This window comes from Paraburkholderia sp. J69-1, from assembly GCF_905220255.1.
GTDB lineage: Bacteria > Pseudomonadota > Gammaproteobacteria > Burkholderiales > Burkholderiaceae > Paraburkholderia.
This window is the reverse complement of record NZ_CAJMZG010000001.1, coordinates 675079-693893: the sequence shown is the minus strand read 5'-3', so window position 1 is coordinate 693893 and position 18815 is coordinate 675079. Positions and strand designations below refer to the sequence as shown.

General features: G+C 63.9%; 21 protein-coding genes. 12 read left to right on the top strand and 9 right to left on the bottom strand.

What is annotated here, in order from left to right; all coding sequences use genetic code 11:
- The first annotated feature begins 307 nt into the window (after nt 1-307).
- The 4 genes from U5A67_RS03160 to U5A67_RS03145 all read left to right on the top strand — a co-directional run bounded on the left by U5A67_RS03160 (nt 308) and on the right by U5A67_RS03145 (nt 4289).
- Complete coding sequence (locus U5A67_RS03160) at nt 308-1522, top strand: DUF2863 family protein (protein ID WP_205986240.1); 1215 nt, start codon at nt 308-310, stop codon at nt 1520-1522.
- A gap of 197 nt (nt 1523-1719) precedes the next feature.
- The gene (locus tag U5A67_RS03155) at nt 1720-2661 is read left to right on the top strand and encodes a response regulator transcription factor (RefSeq protein ID WP_321814453.1); all 942 of its coding nucleotides are present in this window, start codon (nt 1720-1722) and stop codon (nt 2659-2661) included.
- A 10-nt stretch (nt 2662-2671) separates the two neighbouring features.
- A complete protein-coding gene (locus tag U5A67_RS03150; protein ID WP_321814452.1) occupies nt 2672-3346 on the top strand; it encodes an energy-coupling factor ABC transporter permease in 675 nt (224 codons plus the stop codon).
- Between the two features lie 250 nt (nt 3347-3596).
- Nucleotides 3597-4289 carry a BspC domain-containing protein gene (locus U5A67_RS03145; protein WP_205986239.1) on the top strand — a complete coding sequence of 231 codons (693 nt, stop codon included), beginning with the start codon at nt 3597-3599 and terminating at the stop codon, nt 4287-4289.
- A gap of 142 nt (nt 4290-4431) precedes the next feature.
- Here the strand turns inward: U5A67_RS03145 and U5A67_RS03140 are convergent, their stop codons facing one another.
- On the bottom strand, nt 4432-5595 hold the full coding sequence (locus tag U5A67_RS03140) for a M14-type cytosolic carboxypeptidase (RefSeq protein ID WP_205986238.1): 1164 nt from the start codon (nt 5593-5595) through the stop codon (nt 4432-4434).
- 46 nt (nt 5596-5641) lie between these two features.
- Nucleotides 5642-6424, bottom strand: coding sequence for a peroxide stress protein YaaA (gene yaaA / locus U5A67_RS03135; protein ID WP_205986237.1), 783 nt, complete (start codon nt 6422-6424; stop codon nt 5642-5644).
- A 134-nt stretch (nt 6425-6558) separates the two neighbouring features.
- Between yaaA and U5A67_RS03130 the strand changes: the two genes are divergently transcribed.
- Both U5A67_RS03130 and U5A67_RS03125 read left to right on the top strand, forming a co-directional pair.
- Entirely contained in the window at nt 6559-6996 is a 438-nt protein-coding gene (locus U5A67_RS03130; RefSeq protein WP_321814451.1) for a putative toxin-antitoxin system toxin component, PIN family, read from the top strand.
- Between the two features lie 87 nt (nt 6997-7083).
- Nucleotides 7084-8286: a pyridoxal phosphate-dependent aminotransferase gene (locus tag U5A67_RS03125; protein WP_321814429.1), complete on the top strand. Its 1203-nt coding sequence runs from the start codon at nt 7084-7086 to the stop codon at nt 8284-8286.
- A 108-nt stretch (nt 8287-8394) separates the two neighbouring features.
- On the opposite strand, the gene U5A67_RS03120 is transcribed toward U5A67_RS03125, so the two are convergent.
- A complete protein-coding gene (locus U5A67_RS03120; protein ID WP_321814428.1) occupies nt 8395-9036 on the bottom strand; it encodes a glutathione S-transferase in 642 nt (213 codons plus the stop codon).
- Between the two features lie 135 nt (nt 9037-9171).
- Here U5A67_RS03120 and U5A67_RS03115 point away from each other — a divergent pair, with 135 nt between their 5' ends.
- The 5 genes from U5A67_RS03115 to U5A67_RS03095 all read left to right on the top strand — a co-directional run bounded on the left by U5A67_RS03115 (nt 9172) and on the right by U5A67_RS03095 (nt 13362).
- The gene (locus U5A67_RS03115; RefSeq protein WP_321814427.1) at nt 9172-9315 is read left to right on the top strand and encodes a hypothetical protein; all 144 of its coding nucleotides are present in this window, start codon (nt 9172-9174) and stop codon (nt 9313-9315) included.
- Nucleotides 9312-10103 carry an oxepin-CoA hydrolase, alternative type gene (locus U5A67_RS03110; protein WP_321814426.1) on the top strand — a complete coding sequence of 264 codons (792 nt, stop codon included), beginning with the start codon at nt 9312-9314 and terminating at the stop codon, nt 10101-10103. The genes U5A67_RS03115 and U5A67_RS03110 overlap by 4 nt, the downstream gene beginning before the upstream one ends.
- Before the next feature lie 7 nt (nt 10104-10110).
- Nucleotides 10111-10830, top strand: a complete 720-nt coding sequence (locus tag U5A67_RS03105; RefSeq protein ID WP_321814425.1) for a histidine phosphatase family protein — start codon at nt 10111-10113, stop codon at nt 10828-10830.
- Between the two features lie 33 nt (nt 10831-10863).
- Nucleotides 10864-12021 carry a phosphotransferase gene (locus tag U5A67_RS03100; RefSeq protein WP_321814424.1) on the top strand — a complete coding sequence of 386 codons (1158 nt, stop codon included), beginning with the start codon at nt 10864-10866 and terminating at the stop codon, nt 12019-12021.
- A gap of 81 nt (nt 12022-12102) precedes the next feature.
- Nucleotides 12103-13362, top strand: coding sequence for an acyl-CoA dehydrogenase family protein (locus U5A67_RS03095; protein WP_205986229.1), 1260 nt, complete (start codon nt 12103-12105; stop codon nt 13360-13362).
- Between the two features lie 6 nt (nt 13363-13368).
- On the opposite strand, the gene U5A67_RS03090 is transcribed toward U5A67_RS03095, so the two are convergent.
- Nucleotides 13369-13950 carry a hypothetical protein gene (locus U5A67_RS03090; protein WP_321814450.1) on the bottom strand — a complete coding sequence of 194 codons (582 nt, stop codon included), beginning with the start codon at nt 13948-13950 and terminating at the stop codon, nt 13369-13371.
- Nucleotides 13951-14151: 201 nt separating this feature from the next.
- Between U5A67_RS03090 and U5A67_RS03085 the strand changes: the two genes are divergently transcribed.
- Entirely contained in the window at nt 14152-14868 is a 717-nt protein-coding gene (locus U5A67_RS03085; RefSeq protein ID WP_321814423.1) for a glutathione binding-like protein, read from the top strand.
- Between the two features lie 74 nt (nt 14869-14942).
- Here the strand turns inward: U5A67_RS03085 and U5A67_RS03080 are convergent, their stop codons facing one another.
- From U5A67_RS03080 to U5A67_RS03060, 5 genes are all read right to left on the bottom strand, one after another.
- Entirely contained in the window at nt 14943-15416 is a 474-nt protein-coding gene (locus U5A67_RS03080; RefSeq protein WP_321814422.1) for a MaoC family dehydratase, read from the bottom strand.
- 31 nt (nt 15417-15447) lie between these two features.
- Nucleotides 15448-15900, bottom strand: a complete 453-nt coding sequence (locus U5A67_RS03075; protein WP_321814421.1) for a MaoC family dehydratase — start codon at nt 15898-15900, stop codon at nt 15448-15450.
- Between the two features lie 43 nt (nt 15901-15943).
- A complete protein-coding gene (locus tag U5A67_RS03070) occupies nt 15944-17065 on the bottom strand; it encodes an acyl-CoA dehydrogenase (protein ID WP_321814420.1) in 1122 nt (373 codons plus the stop codon).
- Between the two features lie 11 nt (nt 17066-17076).
- Nucleotides 17077-18273: an acyl-CoA dehydrogenase family protein gene (locus U5A67_RS03065; protein WP_205986224.1), complete on the bottom strand. Its 1197-nt coding sequence runs from the start codon at nt 18271-18273 to the stop codon at nt 17077-17079.
- A 64-nt stretch (nt 18274-18337) separates the two neighbouring features.
- A complete protein-coding gene (locus U5A67_RS03060) occupies nt 18338-18805 on the bottom strand; it encodes a DUF1178 family protein (protein ID WP_321814419.1) in 468 nt (155 codons plus the stop codon).
- Nucleotides 18806-18815: the final 10 nt, after the last annotated feature.

The window sequence follows — 18815 nt, the reverse complement described above, 5'->3', positions numbered from 1 at the left end:
CGCTACTGCTTAAAAGACGCTGCCGGACCGAACCGCCGTGTTTCGTTGGCGGCTTCGCTGCGGTACGGCGTGCAGCGAAGGAGCGGAATTCTAGTCACGCACGTGACACATTGCAAGGCTTTTTTCGCGACGCCCAAAGCCCTTCGAACTGCGCCGTCGCACTGTGCCTTACCACCGCCACTATCTCAATAGCGCGGCCCCGCGACGCAGCAATCTCCCCTCCTCCGGCCGGCCTGTAGGCCAAACCGATGTCCCGCGCGGAACAGACTAGAATATGGGGTTCTCCGCATCCCAACTTACAAGATTTATGCGCTCGCGAATCGCCAAACGCCTCCCTCCTGACGCCGACAAGCTTGTAGGCCTGTCGCTCGCCCTGTTTGCTTCGGGCAGCCGCACCGAAGACCGCTTCTGGGAGGCCAAGCTCGACACGCTGCTCGCGAAAGTCGTGCGCAACGGCAATCAGACTACGCTCGACGCCGCGCTCGATCATTTGCAGCAAAACCACCCAGATGCCTACGGTGCGCTCGCAGACATGGCCGAGACCCATAGCGAGTCGTTCGTCGTCGAGCACGAAGGCGTGCAATACGAGACGCTGCTGGTCGCCGCGCCCGTGCTCGCCTGGACGCGCTATGTGATTCCGTCGGGTCCGCTGAAGGCCGAATCGGCGGATGCGCTGCGCACGCATCTGCAGGCGCATGTGCTCGCGAGCGGTGCGCGCGTCGCGATGGCGCCCTATCTCTATAGCATCGATCAACTGCCGCGCCATCACGTCGAGACCTGGCGTCTCGCGCAACAGCTCACGCAAGCGGCGCTCAACGGCACCGCCGCGAAGATCAGTGCGAGCGAGCTGCCCGAAACTTCGCCGATCCTCGCCGATCCGCGCTTCCTGCTGGCCGTGGTCGCAGCGCCCGTCGGCACCGCGCTGTTCCGCTGGCAGGAAGAAGAGAACGGCGCGCGCATCGAGCGTAGCCAGTGCCTCGAACAATGGGCGACGCAAGGCGGCGCGAATCTTGCCGTGGCGATGCCGGGCTGCGAATTCGAATGCCTGCTGCCGGATGCCTACTACTCGGCCTGCCGCGACGCCGACGAGCGCGTGCGCCCGCACACGATCCGCACCGCCGTGCGCTATCTGCTCGACACAATCGGCGCTACTGCCCAGGACCTGCGCGCGGTCGTCGCGGGCTTCGGCGAGCGACGCATCGACGAGTACCGCGTCGGCTTCACGAAGCGCGGCAGCAACGACGTTCTTTACGGTGTCGTCTGGCCGCTTTATGGCCGCGAGAATGGCGACGCTGACATCGACGAAGAACCGGCCGAGGAAAATGTAGGAGGCGGCCCGCTCGAAGAGATCGTTGCGCTGCTGAAGGAATCCGGCATCAACGATATTCGCCGTCACGCCGGCCGCTTCGAGCCCGAGTACTGCGACGACTGCGGCGTACCGCTCTATGCCGATCCCCTCGGTGAGATTGTTCACGCAGAGATGCCGGAAGATGCTGAGCCGGTTCAGCCACATTTCCACTAAGCATCACGACGTTTTCCTACCTGGTCCCGCCTCTGTGCGGGACTTTTTTTTGCCCTACGTCCTACGCCATCTGGACAGGCCGTCGGAAGCCATTCTTTTTGTCATGATGATGCTGTTGCCCCGGTTTCAAAACCGGACACGCAACGCATCCAGCACCCGATATTTCGAGAGGCATGACCAGAGAGGAGGGCATCACCATGCGGTTTGCGGTATTCAATCCGGACGCCGAACGGCGCGAAGGACTCAAGGCGCTGTTGCGACAGATCGATCGACGCGCACGCTTTAACGATGCGCCCGACTGGCGCAGCGCCGAACGCGCGATGCAGCGCTTTACGCCTAACCTGCTGGTGATCGACTGGCACGAGGACATCCTTCCGGGCGAGTTGCGTCATTTCGCAAACCGGCATCGAAACCTGCCCATCGCCGTACTGGTCGATCGCACCGAACCGCCTCATAGCGTGCGCGCCGTGCTCCACGAGGGCGCGCGCGGCATCATCCGGCGCACCACCGATTCGATCCTGATCGTCAAGCTGCTCGAACTGATCCTGCTAGGCGGCGACCACGTTCCGGCCGATATCTTCGGTCCTTCGTTCGGGCCGGCCACGCCCTGGCCCGCCCCACCGCGCCGCAACGTGCGAGGCAGCGCAACATTGCGCAAAGGCGCGCCCAGGATCGAACTTTCGCCACGCCAGGAGCAGATCCTGCGCTGCGTGCACATGGGCAGCACCAACAAGATGATTGCCCGTGCGCTCGGCATCAGCGAGGGCACCGTCAAGGTTCATCTGGCGAGCATCTTCCAGCAACTCGGCGCACCCAATCGCGCCGCCGCCGTGGCGATCTACAACGGCCTGCTGGCCAGCCAGCTACAGGTGCTGCGCACACGTCGCGAGAGCGCACAGAAACCCTCATACGGAGAACACGGCCAGAAACCATTGCGCAAGCGCAGCAAAACGCCGTTCCTCTATCCGTTGCGGACAGACGACACCCTCGAGGCGCTACCGCTCGCCGCAGAACCCGGCACGCCCTACGTCGCCACCGCGCCGCAAGCGCTTGAGCCAGCCAGGGAATCTACTCAGGAGAGCATCGAAGAACAGGAGGCAGCGCCCGGATGCGCACACCTTTTGCCCTCCAACGAGTAATATGAAGCACATGGGATTCCTCTATACGCCGCTTCCGTTCTGGGTGATCGTCGTTGCATGGATTGCATCGGCGGGTTTGCTCGCGCTCGCGTTATGGAACAACCCATTCAAGCGTCTGCAGGATGCCACGCTCCAGCACGTCTGGCTCGCCATCATTGTGGCCATCGCCGTGCTGTGGGCGAGCAACGCCTGGCTCGAGGACGGCACCGTGCTGCATCTGCTCGGCGCCACCCTCGTAGTCACGCTGTTCGACTGGGGGCTCGCGCTCGTCGCCATGGCGGTCGTGGTTGCATTGGCCGCTTTGGTGTTCGATGCACCCTGGGATGGCGTCGCCCTCACCTTCCTTGTGTTCGGCGCTTTCCCGGTTGGCGTGTCGGCATTGCTGCAGCGCGCCTGTGTCGCCTGGTTGCCGCGCAACCTCTTCATGTTTATCGTCGGTCAGGGTTTCGTCTCGCCTGCCATTGCGGTTTCGGCAGCGGCCTATCTCGCGCTCGGTACCCATATCGCGCTCAATGACGGCTCCATGCTGACCCTGCCCGTGGGCTATGCGTTCAGCGTATTCCTGCTCGCGTCCGGCGAAGCGTGGTTCACCGGCATGGCTACGGCGCTGATTGCCGTCTATCGGCCTGCGTGGGTGACGACCTACGACGTGCGTCGTTATCGCCTCGGCGGCCCGCGCGCCTGAAACGGTGCGCCGCGTCTGCCTCTCTTCCTTCATCTCCAGCAGCTTTCTGCAGCGACCCACCGTAAGCGTGCGCTAGAATGACCCGGCGTTTAGATGCGCATAGCCATTCGGTGATGACTGTCCGCCAGCCGTGCGCAAAAATCGATCGCAAAAGCTGTTTGTACGATTTATTTGTTCCAGGCCTGGAACTCCTTCCAGCGCCGCGGCATCTTACGGTGCCTGACGTCCCACCCTCATCAAGAACAATCAGATGGACCGCAACAACGCATCCCGCCAGTTGCTGACCGTACTCGGCCGACTGGCCGCCTGCACCGCGAGCCTCGCGCTTCTCTGCTCGCTTCCTGCGCAGGCCGATCAGCTTGAACAGCAGAACGATCTCGTCAACACCTACGTCACGCAGATGCACGCCGATCCGCTCGTCGCGAGTTGTGCGGCGCACGGCAAATTCATCGCCAGCACGTCGAGTGTGCTCGACCACGTCGAGTTTCCCGCGACGTCCTTCGACAGCACGCATTCGAGCGTGACGCCGTGGAACGATTCGTTCGACGAAGGCAAGCAACGTGTGAAGGTCGACACGATCGTGACCGTCGACGGTGTCGGCATTCCCCAGGACAGCAGCCAGCAACCCTACGACCTCAAGTTCCGCTGCGGCTATGTCGGCCAGCAGATTCTTGCGTTCAGCTGGAACGATCCGGTACCGCCATCGCGCGCGCATAGCGAAAGCAGCAGCGCAGGCGGCACCGCTTCGCATGTGAGCGGCAGGCATCACGGCAAGTCGACGAAGGCGACCGGCAAGGGCAAGAGTTCGAAGAAGGCCACGTCCAGCAAATCGAGCCACAAATCGTCGGCGACCACGAAGAGCAGCAGCAAATCCGCGAGCAAATCGTCGAAGTCCAGCACGGCGAAAAAGAGCTCGACGAAAAAGAAGTCGACCACGCACTGATCTCGCGCGCATCGATCCGATGCGCCTGGTGCTAAGCGTGGTGCTCAAATAGCGCTCGAAAACACAAAGGGGGAAGCGGCTCACACCGCTTCCCCCTTTTTTCATGCCCTGGCCGCGCTCGACACGCGGCGGCACCATTCGCTCAGGCGAACGTCTCGACGTGATGCAGGATCGCCTGCAGCATCGCAGCGCCGAGCGCCGCGCTACGCTCGCCGTTCCAGCCCACGCGTTCGTCCGGCAGATTCGCGTTGTCCTTGAACGGCATTTCCAGCGTCAGCGACAGGCAGCCGTACTTGTGGCCGATGTACTTCGACGCGAGCTTGAGCGCATCTTCGCGATAGCGGCTGGCTTCGTAGCCGTGCTTGTCCTGGAAGTCCGGGCTCGCGATCTTGAACGCTTCGATGAAAGCCGTCTGTTCCTTGCGTTGCTGATCGGTGAAGCCGGGCAGCATTTCCGAACCCGCCACGAACACATACGGCAGCGTTTCGTCGCCATGAATGTCGAAGAACAGATCGCAGCCGGTGTCCTCGATCGCCTCGCGCACCGCCAGCACTTCGGGGCTGCGCTGCGCATCCGGCTCCATCCATTCGCGGTTCAGGTTCGCGCCCGCCGCGTTGGTGCGCAGATTGCCGTGTCGGCTGCCGTCCGGGTTCATGTTCGGCACGATATGGAACACCGCATGGTCGAACACCTTGCGCGCGACCGGATCACCGGCCCAGTCGCCCATGCCCGCGAGACGCTTCACGAGACCTTCGACGAACCACTCGGCCATCGTCTCGCCCGGATGCTGGCGCGCGATGATCCACACGGTTTTCTTCGGCTTGCCCGCGGGCGTGTCGTCGCCGGGCGTGGCGAGCGTGAGCAGCGACATCGGCCGGCCTTCGACCGTCTGGCCGATTTCCGTGAGCATCGCATGCGGCAGTTGCTGCATCATGCCGAGGAATTCGGAATGGCGCTCTTCGCCGTAGGGCTCGAAATACGCGTAATAGATGCTGTCGAAATCGGGCGTGTGGTCGATCGTCAGCATCTTGCCGTCGTACGAGGTCGGCACGCGGAACCAGTTCACGCGGTCGTAGCTCGCCACGGCTTCATAGTTGCGCCAGCCTTCCGGGAACGCGCACTGTGCGGCGTTCTCGAAGGTCATGACGCAGCGCTCGCCGCGCACGCCGGAGATACGGAAGTAAAACCATTGTGCGAATTCCGATTGATTATCGGGGCGCACGCGCAGGCGGATTTTTTCCGCCTCTTCGCACGACAGCACTTCGATCGCACCCGCGTCGAACTGGCTAGTAATGGAAATCGTCATGACTTTTCCTTCGCTGGGTCAGCAATCCAATCGTTGAGTCAACCGCTTATTCGGCAATGCGCCGGCGGAATACATAAGTGGCATCGTTCGATGCGTCGGCATCGAACGCGTAACCTTCGGCATCGAAGGCCTTGAGCGCTTCGGGCTCGGCGATGCGGTTCTCGACCGCATAGCGCGCCATCAAGCCGCGCGCGCGCTTCGCATGGAAGCTGATGATCTTGTAACGACCGCCCTTCCAGTCTTCGAAAACCGGCGTGACGATGGGCGCCGCGAGTTTCTTCGGCTTGACCGCCTTGAAGTACTCGGTGGACGCGCAGTTCACCAGCACGCGTGCGCCCTTGTTGTTGCTTTCGAGCTGCGCGTTGAGCGCGTGCGTGATGCGCTCGCCCCAGAACGCGTACAGATCCTTGCCGCGCGGGTTCTCGAAGCGCGTGCCCATCTCCAGACGATACGGCTGCAGCAGGTCGAGCGGACGCAGCACGCCGTACAGGCCCGAGAGCACGCGCACGTGGTTCTGCGCGTAGTCGAGGTCGGCGTGCGACAGCGAGCGGGCGTCGAAGCCTTCGTAGACATCGCCGTTGAAGGCCAGCACGGCCTGCTTGGCGTTGTCGCGGCTGAACTTCGTCGACCAGTCGGCGTAACGCTGGAAATTCAGACGGGCGAGCGGGTCCGAGATGCTCATGAGTGTGCCGATCTGCTGCGGCGACAGGCGGCGCAGGCCGTCGATGAGCTCGGCCGCATCGTCGACGAAATCGGGGATCGTGTGGGTGTCGATGTGCGCCGGCGTGTCATAGTCGAGCGATTTGGCCGGCGACAGAACGATTATCATAGAGGCTTGCAGGCACACAGGTGCCGATGTTCAAAGGCGAAAGCCCGATTGTAGCGAATTCACGAATGACCGGTTTCACGCCTCCCGACCACGCCCCTATTCCGACCGCAGCCAATGCCGTCGATGCCGCCCCGCTGACCGTGGTGCTCGACTCCAATGTCTGGCTCGATATCCTGATCTTCGACGATCCGCACACGCGCGCGATTCGCACTGCGCTCGAGCGCGGCGCGCTGTGCGCGTTGATCGACGCGCGCTGTCAGGGCGAGCTGGCCCACGTGCTCGACTATCCGCAGTTTCAGGGGCGCGGCACCGACAAGGCCGGCGCGCTCGCCGTGCTGGCCACGCTGGTGCGCCAGATCGAGCCGCCCGAATTGCCCGCCGATACCCGCCCGCTGCCGCAATGCCGCGACCGCGACGACCAGAAGTTTCTGGAACTGGCGCGCGCGAGCGGCGCGGCGTGGCTGGTATCGAAGGATCGCGCCGTGCTGAAGATGGCGAAGCGCATCGCGCGCGACTTCGGCTTTCGCATTGGCACGCCGGATACCTTCCTGACCGAATGCGGGCTGGGCTGAGCGGCGCACGCTCGGCGCCCCTCGCCTACAATCAGACTTTCGAGGCTTTCCCGGCCGTCCGTCCCACCGCCTTCTATCGTCCGCGCCATGAACGCACCGCATCCGTCACACGAATCGACGCACATTCCGCCGCAAAACCTGCTCACGCCCTCTTTTCCGTCGCGTCTGCCCAATGTCGGCACGACGATCTTCACGGTGATGAGCGCGCTCGCCGCCGAAAAAGGCGCGGTGAATCTGGGCCAGGGCTTCCCCGATTTCGGCTGCGACGAGCGTATCGTCGAAGCGGTTGCGCAGGCCATGCGTGACGGCCACAACCAGTATCCGCCGATGGCCGGCGTGGCCGCGCTGCGCGAAGCGATCTCGGACAAGATCGCGAGCGTCTATGGCCGCCGCTACGACGCCGCCAGCGAGATCACGGTAACAGCAGGCGCGACGCAGGCGCTGCTCACCGCGATCCTCGCCACTGTCCATGCCGGCGACGAAGTGATCGTGGTCGAGCCGACTTACGACAGCTATCTGCCATCGATCGAACTGGCGGGCGGCAAGCCCGTGTTCGTGACGCTCGAAGCGCCCGACTACGCGATTCCCTTCGACCGCCTCGCGGCCGCCATCACGCCGAAGACGCGCCTGATCCTCATCAACACGCCGCACAACCCGACCGGTACGGTCTGGCGCGCCGATGACATGCGCAAGCTCGAAGAGATCGTGCGCGGCACCAACGTGCTGATCCTCTCCGACGAAGTCTACGAGCACATGGTCTACGACGGCCAGCCGCACGAAAGCGTTGCGCGCTATCCGGAACTGGCGGCGCGCAGTTTCATCGTGTCGAGTTTCGGCAAGACTTATCACGTGACCGGCTGGAAAGTGGGCTATGTGGCCGCGCCGGCCGCGCTCACGGCGGAATTCCGCAAGGTGCATCAGTTCAACGTGTTCACGGTGAACACACCGATGCAGGTCGGCCTCGCGCAATACATGCAGGACCCGAAACCCTACCTCGAACTGGGCGCGTTCTATCAGAAGAAGCGCGACTTCTTCCGCGCCGGTCTCGCCAACTCGCGCTTCAAGCTGCTGCCCTGCGAAGGCACCTACTTTCAGTGCGTCGATTATTCGGCGATCAGCGATCTGCCCGAAGCCGAGTTTTCGAAGTGGCTCACCGCTGAAATTGGCGTGGCGGCGATTCCGGTTTCGGCCTTCTATCACGAGCCGCACGAATCGGGCGTCGTGCGCTTTTGCTTCGCCAAGCAGGAAAGCACGCTCGCGAGCGCACTCGAGCGCCTCGCGCGTCTCTGATCCCGGACGCAACGCGAGGCCCGCGCGATGCGTCCGCGAACGTCAACCCGTTCCGGTGCATCGCGCGCGGCTTCAATCAATCGCTCAGCAATTCACTCACGACGTCGCTCAGGACGTCGCCTCGATATAGGCCTTGCGGTCCGCGCCTACGCGCTGTGCGGCAGGCCGCTCGCCCAGCAGCTTCAGATACGCCTTCCAGTCCACGCCGGCGTCCGCCAGCATGTCGCGGCCGTAGATCTTTTGCGTGGCCATGCCGATCAGCGGCAGATTCACGAACGCCGACATATCGACGATGCCGAACTGCTCGCCGCGCACATACGGCGCAAACGTGGCGAGACGCTTGAGGCTCGCGATATAGCGCGCCAGGCGCTTCTCCACGCTCTTCTTGACCTCGTCGCTGACCGTGCCGCCGAAGAACGCTTCGGCGTACAGCTCGCGCACGGCCAGTTCCAGATGCGTCTCGATCACGACGATCAGCTCGCGCTCCTTGGCCGCCAGCCAGGGATCGGCGGAAAAAATGCGCTTCTCTGGAAAGCGCGCCGCCAGATATTCGACGATCACTTCCGACTCGCACACGAAGCCGTTCTCAGTCTCGAGAAACGGCACCTTGCCGGTGGCCGACTGCGCGAGTTGCGCTTCGCCGAGCGGCAGCTTCGTCAACACTTCCTCGAACTCGATGCCGTGCTCGAGCAGCACGAATTTGACCTTGTTGTAGTAGTTCGAGAGAGCAAAACCATGCAGCTTCATCATCCTCGTTTCCTCCTGGGAGCGACGGTCTGCGTGACGGCCCGGGGTGAACCCTTAATACGGCCGGAAAGCGCAGAACCTTTTTCATAAAAATGTACGACCGTGCTATTCTAGGCCAATCATGGAGCCACGCTTCCAATGACGACACATCATTTCAACATTGAGACAAACGGCATCGCGCAGACGAGCTTCGCCGACACCTTCGCCAATCTCCCGGCAAAAGGCAAGCCCGGCCGCACCCGCAGCAATGTGCCCTATCTCTCGAACGAGGCATCGCAATGAGCGCCGAACTTCTCACCAGCCGCCCGCAGAATCACGAATCGACGCTCGTGCTGACGCTGTCGAATCCCGGCGCGCGCAACGCCCTGCACCCCGATATGTATGCCGCCGCGATCGAAGCCTTCGACGCGGCCGAGCGCGACGAATCGCTGCGCGCGATCGTGCTGACCGGCGCCGATAACTTCTTCTGCGCGGGCGGCAATCTGAACCGGCTGCTCGAAAACCGCGCGAAAGATCCGTCGGTGCAGGCTGCCAGCATCGACATGCTGTCGCATTGGGCGACGGCCATGCGGCAATCGAGCAAGATCGTGATTGCGGCCGTCGAGGGCGCGGCAGCCGGCGCGGGTTTCTCGCTGGCGCTGGCCGCCGATCTGCTCGTGGCCGCCGAGGACGCCAAATTCGTGATGGCCTATTCGCGCGTGGGACTCACGCCCGACGGCGGCGGTTCGTGGTTCCTCTCGCACGCGCTGCCGCGCGCGCTGGCGTTCGAACTGATGGTCGAAGGCAAGCCGATCGGCGCGCCGCGTCTGGGCGAGCTCGGCGTGGTGAATCGCGTGGTCAAGCCGCAGACGGCGCTCGATTCGGCGCTCGCGTGGGCCGACGAACTCGCGAAGATCTCGCCGAACTCCGCGGCGCGCATCAAGGCGCTGACGAACGCCGCGCCGCTGCAGTCGCTCGACGCGCAGCTCGTCGATGAACGCGAGAGCTTTGTCAGTTCGCTGCATCATCGCGACGGTCTCGAAGGGATCACCGCGTTCCTCGAAAAGCGCGCGCCGGTTTACAAGCGATGAACACGCGATGAGCGAATTCCAGCTACCCCAGCGCCGCCGCATCTATCTGATGCGCCACGGCGACGTCACCTACTTCGACGATAGCGGCCGCGCGATCGATCCCGACACCGTGCCGCTCAACGAGAACGGCCGCCTGCAGGCCACCGCTGCGGGCGAGGCGTTCGCGCAGCAAGGCGTGCGCTTCGACCGCGTGATCGTGAGTGGTCTGCGCCGCACGGTCGAAACCGCGCAGCGCGTGCTCGCCGCCACCGGTCAGGCCATCGCGCTGGAAGAACAGGCCGCGTGGCAGGAGATTCGCGGCGGCCGTCTGGCCGATCTCCCGCCCGCCGATGTCGAGAACGCATTTCTGCGCGCCTTCGACGGCGTGGTGCCTGAAGACACGCGCTTTCTCGGCGGCGAGAGTATCGGCGAACTGCTCGACCGCGTGCTGCCGGCCATCACCACGCTGCGCGCCGATACCGCGTGGGACACGGCCCTGCTGGTGCTGCACGGCGGCGTGAACCGCGCGATCCTCTCGCACGCGATTACGGCGGGCGGGCGCCAGTTCTTCGGCCATCTCGCGCAAACGACCGGCTGTATCAACGCGCTCGATGTCGGCAGCGCGCCGCAGGACTGGGTTGTGCGCACGCTCAACTACGCGCCGCCCACACCGCTGCATCGCGACACCCGCAACACGACGATGGAGATGCTGTACGCGCAATATCTGCGCTATCGCCCGCAGCGCTAGCACGGACCACCCATACTGGAGAGGGAGACAAAAATGGTGCAAGCCACCCCGGATGGAGACAAGCACGGCGAGAACAACGGCAATCAGCGCGACGCCGATCGATCGACGGATTTTTCCGCCTTCGAAGGCACGCGTCCGGTTGCCGAGCGTCAACGCTTCGACACCCAGGCGCTCGCAACGTGGCTTGCCGCGCATGTTGCGGGATTCGAAGGCCCGCTCACGGTCGAGCAGTTCGCAGGCGGTCAGTCGAATCCCACCTTCAAGCTGGTCACTCCCACGCGCAGCTATGTGATGCGCGCCAAGCCCGGCCCGAAGGCGAAGCTGCTGCCCTCGGCACACGCGATCGAGCGCGAATACCGCGTGATGGACGCGCTCGGCGCCACCGACGTGCCGGTCGCGAAGATGCTCGCGCTTTGCGAAGACGAAGCCGTGATCGGCCGCGCGTTCTACGTGATGGAGTTCGTCGAGGGCCGCGTGCTCTGGGATCAGTCGCTGCCGGGCATGACGCGCGAAGCGCGCAGCGCGATCTACGACGAAATGAACCGCGTGATTGCCGCGCTCCATAACGTCGATCCGAGCGCCATCGGCCTCGCCGATTACGGCAAGCCGGGCAATTACTTCGCACGCCAGATCGATCGCTGGAGCCGCCAGTATCAGGCATCGGAGACGGAATCGATTGAGGCGATGAACCGTCTGATCGAATGGCTGCCGCAGCATGTGCCGGACGAAAGCGGTGAAGGTCACACAGGCCAGGCACGCGTCTCGATCGTGCACGGCGACTTCCGTCTCGACAATCTGATCTTCCACCCCACCGAGCCGCGCGTGCTTGCCGTGCTCGACTGGGAACTGTCGACGCTCGGCAATCCGCTCGCGGATTTTTCGTATCACTGCATGGCGTGGCATGTGGAGCCGGGGCAGTTTCGCGGCATCGGCGGGCTGGACTGGGCGGCGCTCGGCATTCCCGGCGAGCAGGACTATGTGCGCCGCTATTGCGAACGCACGGGCCTGACAATACGCGGCGACTGGAACTTCTATCTCGCCTACAACATGTTCCGCATCGCGGCCATTCTGCAGGGAATCATGAAGCGCGTCGTCGATGGCACGGCCGCCAGCGCCCAGGCAGCCGACGCCGGCCGCCGCGCCAAACCGATGGCCGAACTCGCCTGGCAATACGCGCAGCGAGTCCGCTAAGCCTACGTCACCCGATACGTCTTCAATCCGCACTCGATAACGGCTCGGTGCTTTTTCAGTGCTCTATTTGCGAGGTCCTGGATGAATTTCGATTACACCCCGAAAGTGCAGGCGCTGCGCGAGAAGCTGCTCGCGTTCTTCGACGAACACATCTACCCGAACGAAGCCGTTTATCACGCGGAAATCGAGCGCAATCGCGCCAACGGCAATCCGTGGGTGGCCACTGAAATCGTCGAGCAATTGAAGGTGAAGGCGCGCGAAGCGGGCTTGTGGAATCTGTTCCTGCCGGAATCGCATCGCGGCGCGGGCCTCACCAATCTCGAGTACGCGCCGCTGTGCGAAATCATGGGCCGCGTGATCTGGGCGCCGGAAGTGTTCAACTGCAGCGCGCCCGACACCGGCAACATGGAAACCATCGAGCGCTACGGCAACGAGGAACACAAGCGCCAGTGGCTCGAACCGCTGCTGCAAGGCCAGATCCGCTCCGCTTTCCTGATGACGGAACCGGAAGTGGCATCGTCGGATGCGACCAATATCCAGACGCGCATCGTGCGTGACGGCGACGATTATGTGATCAACGGCACGAAGTGGTGGTCGTCGGGTGCGGGCGATCCGCGCTGTGCGATCTATATCGTGATGGGCAAGACCGACCCCGACGCGCCGCGCCACGCGCAACAGTCGATGATTCTCGTGCCCGCCGATGCCGCCGGCATCACGGTCAAGCGCCCGCTCACGGTGTTCGGCTACGACGACGCGCCGCATGGCCATATGGAGATCAAGCTCGAAAATGTGCGCGTGCCGGCGTCGAATATTCTGCTCGGCGAAGGGCGCGGCTTCGAAATCGCGCAAGGTCGTCTCGGACCGGGCCGCATTCACCACTGCATGCGCCTGATCGGCCTGGCTGAGCGTGCGCTCGAATTCATGTCGAAGCGCGCCCTTTCGCGCGTCGCTTTCGGCAAAACGATTGCGCAGCAGACCGTCACGCAGGAGCGTATCGCCGAAGCGCGCTGCATGATCGAGCAGGCGCGCCTGCTCACGCTCAAGACCGCCTACATGATGGATACCGTCGGCAACAAGGGCGCGCGCGGCGAGATCGCCATGATCAAGGTGGTTGCGCCGGGCATGGCCTGCCAGGTGCTGGACTGGGCGATCCAGGTCCACGGCGGCGGCGGCGTGAGCGGCGATTTCCCGCTTGCATACGCTTACGCGCAGGCGCGCACGCTGCGTTTCGCCGACGGCCCGGACGAAGTGCACCGCAACGCCATCGCCAAGCTCGAACTGTCGCGCTATATGGATGCAGGCGCCGCGTCGCGCGTGGAAATGCCGGTCACGCGCTCCTAAGCGTCATCATCGTTGCGCGGCCAGCGTGCGCGCGACGGCCGCGAGCGTGCGTCGGCGAATCCATCCGCTCGACGCACGAATGGCGAACCAGTACGGCGTCATCAGCGCGCGGGTGCCGAACGACGGGCAATCGACGAACGTTTCGGTGACCAGGCGCGCGTCTTCCTGCCCTTCGTCCGGCACGCGAAAGCGCAGCACCAGTTTCGCGATATCGGTGCGCGCCAGCGCGATGAAGGCAGCCGCATCGGCGACTTGCTCCAGCCCGAAATCGGGACGCCAGAACCGGCCCGCGAGTCCGAACGTCAGCTCGCGCTCGTCGCGATGCAAAGGCGTGAACGCCGACAAACCGAACGGCTCGCAGTGCTTGCCGCCCAGCCGCTGAACCAGTCGTTCCGGCCACTCGCGCACGCGCAGCAGCGCGTCGATCACGGGATCGTCGCGCATATCGAACGATGCGACCGCATCGATAATGCGCGGCGGCGGCGCGGTTCCCACCGCCGCTTCGTGGCGCTCGTAGAACGTATAAGCGGCAAGAAACGGTAACGGCGGCACGGGTGACGCGGTTGGAGCGGTCATCGCATCGGGCATCGCATCGGGCGGCGAAATCGCCTTCCGTGAATATTGCCCGACATGATGCCATCGCTCGCCGTGCAGCGATTTCCACGCTGGCATTGAGGTCACTCGCGCGGCTTCGGCGGTCCGCATCGAACTATGCTAACGTCCGCGAGATCCGGCGCGCGGCAACGAAGCGCCTCCCTGGTGCTGAGCAAAACACGATGAGGAGTCACGATGATCGACGTCTATAGCTGGGCCACGCCCAACGGCCACAAAGTCCACATCATGCTGGAGGAAACCGGTCTCGAGTACCGCGTGCATCCGGTCGATATCGGTGCGGGCGATCAGTTCACGCCCGAATTTCTCGCCATCAGCCCGAACAACAAGATCCCGGCGATCACCGATTCCGAAGGTCCGGTGCGCGCCGACGGCCAGCCTTTCTCGCTGTTCGAGTCGGGCGCGATCCTGATTTATCTGGCGGCGAAAACCGGCAAGTTCATGCCCGACGATCTGGCCGCGCGCTACGACGTGCTGCAATGGGTGATGTTCCAGATGGGCGGTCTGGGCCCGATGCTCGGTCAGGCGCACCACTTCCGCATCTACGCGCCGGAGAAGATCGAATACGCGGTGAACCGCTACACGAACGAAGCGAAGCGCCTCTACAACGTGATGGAAACGCAGCTCAGCAAGACCGAATATCTGGCGGGCAACGAGTACACCATCGCCGATATCGCTGCGTTCCCGTGGACCCGTTCGTGGCAGAACCAGGGTATCGATCTCGACTCGCTGCCCAACGTGAAGCGCTGGCACGAGACGATCGCGGCGCGTCCGGCTGTGAAACGCGGCGTCGAAGTGCTCGCCGATGCCCGCAAACCGCTGATGGACGACAAGGCAAAGGAAATGCTGTTCGGCGCGACGCAATACGCGAAGCACGATTCGAAAGCGGCGTAAGTTTTTAGCGTCGATAAAAAAGGGCGTCGGGTGAAAAACCCGACGCCCTTTTTGCTTTCAGCGCGTGTGCTCGATCAGAAGTAATGCCGCGAAATAAACTCGGCGATACACGCGGGCCGCTCGCTGCCCTCGCATTCGAGGCTCACGTTCCAGACCACCTGGGCGCCGCCGCCTTCGACATCGCTCACTTCCTTCACGCCAAAACGCCCGCGCAGCTTCGCGCCCACCGGCACCGGCGACGTGAAACGCACGCGATTGAGCCCGTAGTTCACGCCCATGCGCTGACGGATCGTGACGGTCGACGCCAGCAACACCGGCACGAGCGCAAGCGTGAGAAAGCCGTGCGCGATCGGCCCGCCGAACGGCGACTCGCGGCGCGCACGTTCCGCGTCGAGATGAATCCACTGATGATCGCCGGTGGCGTCGGCGAAACCTTGCACGGCCGGCTCGCTGACTTCGCGCCACGGACTCACGAACGACTCGCCGCCCGCCAGCGCATGCAGCGCGGCCAGATCGGCGATTTCCACTGTTGCAGCGACTGCGCTCATGCAGTGTCTCCCGTTATGTAGACGCCCGGATTCAGGCAGCCGGATGGCGCAGCCCGAACAGCCCCTTCGAGCTGACCGTCACGACCAGTTCGCCGTGCTGGTTGCGCCCTTCCCAACGCGTTTCGACGATGCCGCGATCGGGCTTGCTCTGCGACACGCGCTTGCTGACCACGATGTTGGTCATCGACAGCGTATCGCCCACGCGCACCGGCTTGATCCAGCGAATCTCGTCGATACCCGGCGAGCCCATCGAGGTCGAGTCCTTGAAGAAGTTGCGCACCAGCATGCCCATCATCGTCGAGCAGGTATGCCAGCCGCTCGCCACGAGCGCGCCGAACATCGACGCCTCGCCGCCCGCCTCGCTCAGGTGGAACGGCTGCGGATCGTACTTCTGCGCGAACTCCACGATCTCCTCGCGCCCGAACGTGTGCGAGCCGACTTCATAGGCCCGGCCCACTTCGAGATCTTCGTAACTCAAACCCATCGATGGTTCTCCGAATCGACCCGAATCAACTATGACGCCGCGCTTACGCCGCGGCCTGCGCGAAACCCGGCAGCGAGGCGAAACGTTCGAGGTGGTGATCGACGTCGCCCAGCGTGGTTTCGATGATCGCGAGGCGCTTGAACAGATGCGCCGCCGCGACTTCGTCGGTCACGCCCATGCCGCCGTGCAGCTGCACCGCCTGCTGGCCGACATAGCGCGCCGCCTGCCCCACGCGCACCTTCGCCGCCGAAATGGCGCGGCGACGCTCGTCGGGCGATGCGCTACTGTAGCGCGCCGCCGCGAGATACGTGAGCGAGCGGGCCTGTTCGCCGTGAATCAGCATTTCGGCCATACGGTGCTGCAGCGCCTGGAAACGCGCGATCGGCACGCCGAACTGCTGGCGCGTTTTGGTGTATTCGACGGTCGCGTGATTGAGCGCATCGATTGCGCCGACGGCTTCCGCGCACAGCAGGAAGGTGGCGTAATCGGCGATCTGTTCCCACATCTGCGCGCCCGCTTTGGCAAGACGGCGAGCCTGCGCGCCGTCGAACGTGATCGTGGCAGCGCGCTGGCCGTCGATGGTGCGATACTCGCTGACCGTTGCGCCCTTTGCATCGCGCGCGACGACGAACAGCGCGACTTCGCCCGCCAGACGCGCCGGCACGATCCAGTAATCGGCCTGCGCACCGTGCTGAACCACCGATTTCGCGCCGCTGAGCGCGAAGCCATCGCCGGTTTCCTTCGCGGTCGTTTCGAGCGAGAACAGGTCGTAGCGCGCACCGGCTTCGTGGAAGGCGGGGGCGAGCTTGATTTCGCCGGTAGCGACGCGTTCGAGCAGCGCGGCGTTTTCCGCGTTATCGGCGCCGGCAAGCTTGAGCGCTTCCACGCCCACGGCGCTCGCCCAGTACGGCTCGACCACCAGTGCGCGGCCCAGTTCCTGCATGACCACCAGCATGTCGAAGGTCGAACCGTCGAAGCCGCCCTGCTCCGCGGGCACCGGCAACGCCGTCAGGCCCAGTTCGACGAACGCGTTCCAGTGCGCCGCCGACACGCCCTCGGGCGTCTTGACGATCGCCCGGCGCGCTTCGAAGCCGTAGTTCTTGTCGAGATAGCGACGCAGCGCGTCGGCGAGTTGTTGCTGCTCTTCGGTGAAATTGAAGTCCATTGCGCCGCTCCTCAAATCCCCAGAATCATCTGCGCGATGATGTTCTTCTGGATTTCGTTCGATCCGCCGTAAATCGACGTCTTGCGGTAGTTGAAGTAGTAGGCCGCGAGCGGGGCCGCGTCGTCGTCGCCGGCCGCCGAATGCGCGTGCTCGCCTTCGAGGAACTCAGGATCGAACGGCGCGGCAAGCGGTCCGACCGCATCGACCATCAGTTCGGTCAGCGCCTGCTGGATCTCGGTGCCCTTGATCTTGAGCATCGACGCTTCAGGACCGGGGCCGCGACCGTTGCTGCTGCTCGCGATCACCCGCTCGGCGGTCACTTCGAGCGCCATCAGTTCGATTTCGACGGCAGCCACGCGCGACGCGAACACCGGGTCGTGCAGCAGCGGCTTGCCATTCTTCTTCTGGTTGAGCGCGACGTGCTTGAGAAAAGCGAGTTCGCGATTCGATGCGCCCACGCGCGCGATGCCGGTACGCTCGTGGCCGAGCAGATACTTCGCGTAAGTCCAGCCGCGATTCTCTTCGCCGACGAGATTCTCGAGCGGCACCTTCACGTCCTCGAAGAACACTTCGTTGACCTCATGGTCTTCGTCGAGCGTGATGATCGGGCGCACGGTGATGCCCGGCGTCTTCATGTCGATCAGCAGGAAGGAGATGCCCTCCTGCTTCTTCGCGGCGGGGTCGGTGCGCACGAGGCAGAACATCATGTCGGCGTGCTGGCCGAGCGTGGTCCAGGTTTTCTGGCCGTTGACGACGTAGTGGTCACCTTCGCGAACCGCCTTCGTGCGCAGCGAAGCGAGATCGGAACCCGAACCCGGCTCCGAATACCCCTGACACCACCAGTCTTCGCCCGAGAGAATACGCGGCAGATATTGGCGCTTTTGCGCCTCGTTGCCGTATTTCATGATCACGGGCGCGACCATCGACACGCCGAACGGCAGGACCGGCGGCGCGCCGATGCGGCCGCACTCGGCGTCCCAGATGTGGCGCTGGGCTTCGGTCCAGCCCGGGCCGCCCCATTCGGCAGGCCATGCGGGCGCCGACCAGCCTTTGGTGCCGAGCAGCTTGTGCCAGTTCGCGATGTCTTCGCGGCTCAGGCGTTGGTGATTGAGAACTTTGGCGCGCGCGTCCTGGGGCACATTGGCTTCAAGCCAGCTGCGGACTTCGGCGCGGAACGCGTCGTCGGTAGGGGTGTAGTCGAGATCCATGCGGTTTGTCTCCTGGCCGCGGCTGGTTGGGAGCGAACCCGAACCGCGGCGAAGACCCGCATGGCTATTGCAGCGGACCCTTCAGCGCGGCCGGCACCGGCAGCGGCATCACATCGATGCCTTCTTCGACGAGCGCTCGCGCATCCTCCGCGGAAGCGACGCCGCGAATATTGCGCGCGGGCGCTTCGTTGTAGTGCATGCGCCGGGCTTCCTCGGCGAAGCGGTCACCTACGTTCTCCGTTTTCTCCAGCACCTCGCGAATCGCGCGTAGCGCCTGAGCCGGCCACTGCGCAGCCTGCCCGGCGTTACCAGGCTGACCCGCCGCAGCGGAAGGTGCGGGCGCGGCGGAACGTTCCGCGCTCGCACCCGACAGATTCAGCCGGGGCGCGGACGGCACGCGGGCCACGTTGGTGGCGCCGCACATCGGGCATCCGACCAGCTTGCGCGAAAGCTGCGATTCGAAATCGTCAGCGGAAGCGAACCAGCCTTCAAACCGATGGCCTTCAGGGCACTGTAAATCGAGGACCTTCATGGGGAATCGA

Coding starts and splice junctions, on each gene's coding strand:
- U5A67_RS03160 (WP_205986240.1), top strand. CDS start 308: ATGCGCTCGCGAATCGCCAAACGCCTCCCTCCTGACGCCGACAAGCTT.
- U5A67_RS03155 (WP_321814453.1), top strand. CDS start 1,720: ATGCGGTTTGCGGTATTCAATCCGGACGCCGAACGGCGCGAAGGACTC.
- U5A67_RS03150 (WP_321814452.1), top strand. CDS start 2,672: ATGGGATTCCTCTATACGCCGCTTCCGTTCTGGGTGATCGTCGTTGCA.
- U5A67_RS03145 (WP_205986239.1), top strand. CDS start 3,597: ATGGACCGCAACAACGCATCCCGCCAGTTGCTGACCGTACTCGGCCGA.
- U5A67_RS03140 (WP_205986238.1), bottom strand. CDS start 5,595: ATGACGATTTCCATTACTAGCCAGTTCGACGCGGGTGCGATCGAAGTG.
- yaaA (WP_205986237.1), bottom strand. CDS start 6,424: ATGATAATCGTTCTGTCGCCGGCCAAATCGCTCGACTATGACACGCCG.
- U5A67_RS03125 (WP_321814429.1), top strand. CDS start 7,084: ATGAACGCACCGCATCCGTCACACGAATCGACGCACATTCCGCCGCAA.
- U5A67_RS03120 (WP_321814428.1), bottom strand. CDS start 9,036: ATGATGAAGCTGCATGGTTTTGCTCTCTCGAACTACTACAACAAGGTC.
- U5A67_RS03115 (WP_321814427.1), top strand. CDS start 9,172: ATGACGACACATCATTTCAACATTGAGACAAACGGCATCGCGCAGACG.
- U5A67_RS03110 (WP_321814426.1), top strand. CDS start 9,312: ATGAGCGCCGAACTTCTCACCAGCCGCCCGCAGAATCACGAATCGACG.
- U5A67_RS03105 (WP_321814425.1), top strand. CDS start 10,111: ATGAGCGAATTCCAGCTACCCCAGCGCCGCCGCATCTATCTGATGCGC.
- U5A67_RS03100 (WP_321814424.1), top strand. CDS start 10,864: ATGGTGCAAGCCACCCCGGATGGAGACAAGCACGGCGAGAACAACGGC.
- U5A67_RS03095 (WP_205986229.1), top strand. CDS start 12,103: ATGAATTTCGATTACACCCCGAAAGTGCAGGCGCTGCGCGAGAAGCTG.
- U5A67_RS03090 (WP_321814450.1), bottom strand. CDS start 13,950: ATGCCCGATGCGATGACCGCTCCAACCGCGTCACCCGTGCCGCCGTTA.
- U5A67_RS03085 (WP_321814423.1), top strand. CDS start 14,152: ATGATCGACGTCTATAGCTGGGCCACGCCCAACGGCCACAAAGTCCAC.
- U5A67_RS03080 (WP_321814422.1), bottom strand. CDS start 15,416: ATGAGCGCAGTCGCTGCAACAGTGGAAATCGCCGATCTGGCCGCGCTG.
- U5A67_RS03075 (WP_321814421.1), bottom strand. CDS start 15,900: ATGGGTTTGAGTTACGAAGATCTCGAAGTGGGCCGGGCCTATGAAGTC.
- U5A67_RS03070 (WP_321814420.1), bottom strand. CDS start 17,065: ATGGACTTCAATTTCACCGAAGAGCAGCAACAACTCGCCGACGCGCTG.
- U5A67_RS03065 (WP_205986224.1), bottom strand. CDS start 18,273: ATGGATCTCGACTACACCCCTACCGACGACGCGTTCCGCGCCGAAGTC.
- U5A67_RS03060 (WP_321814419.1), bottom strand. CDS start 18,805: ATGAAGGTCCTCGATTTACAGTGCCCTGAAGGCCATCGGTTTGAAGGC.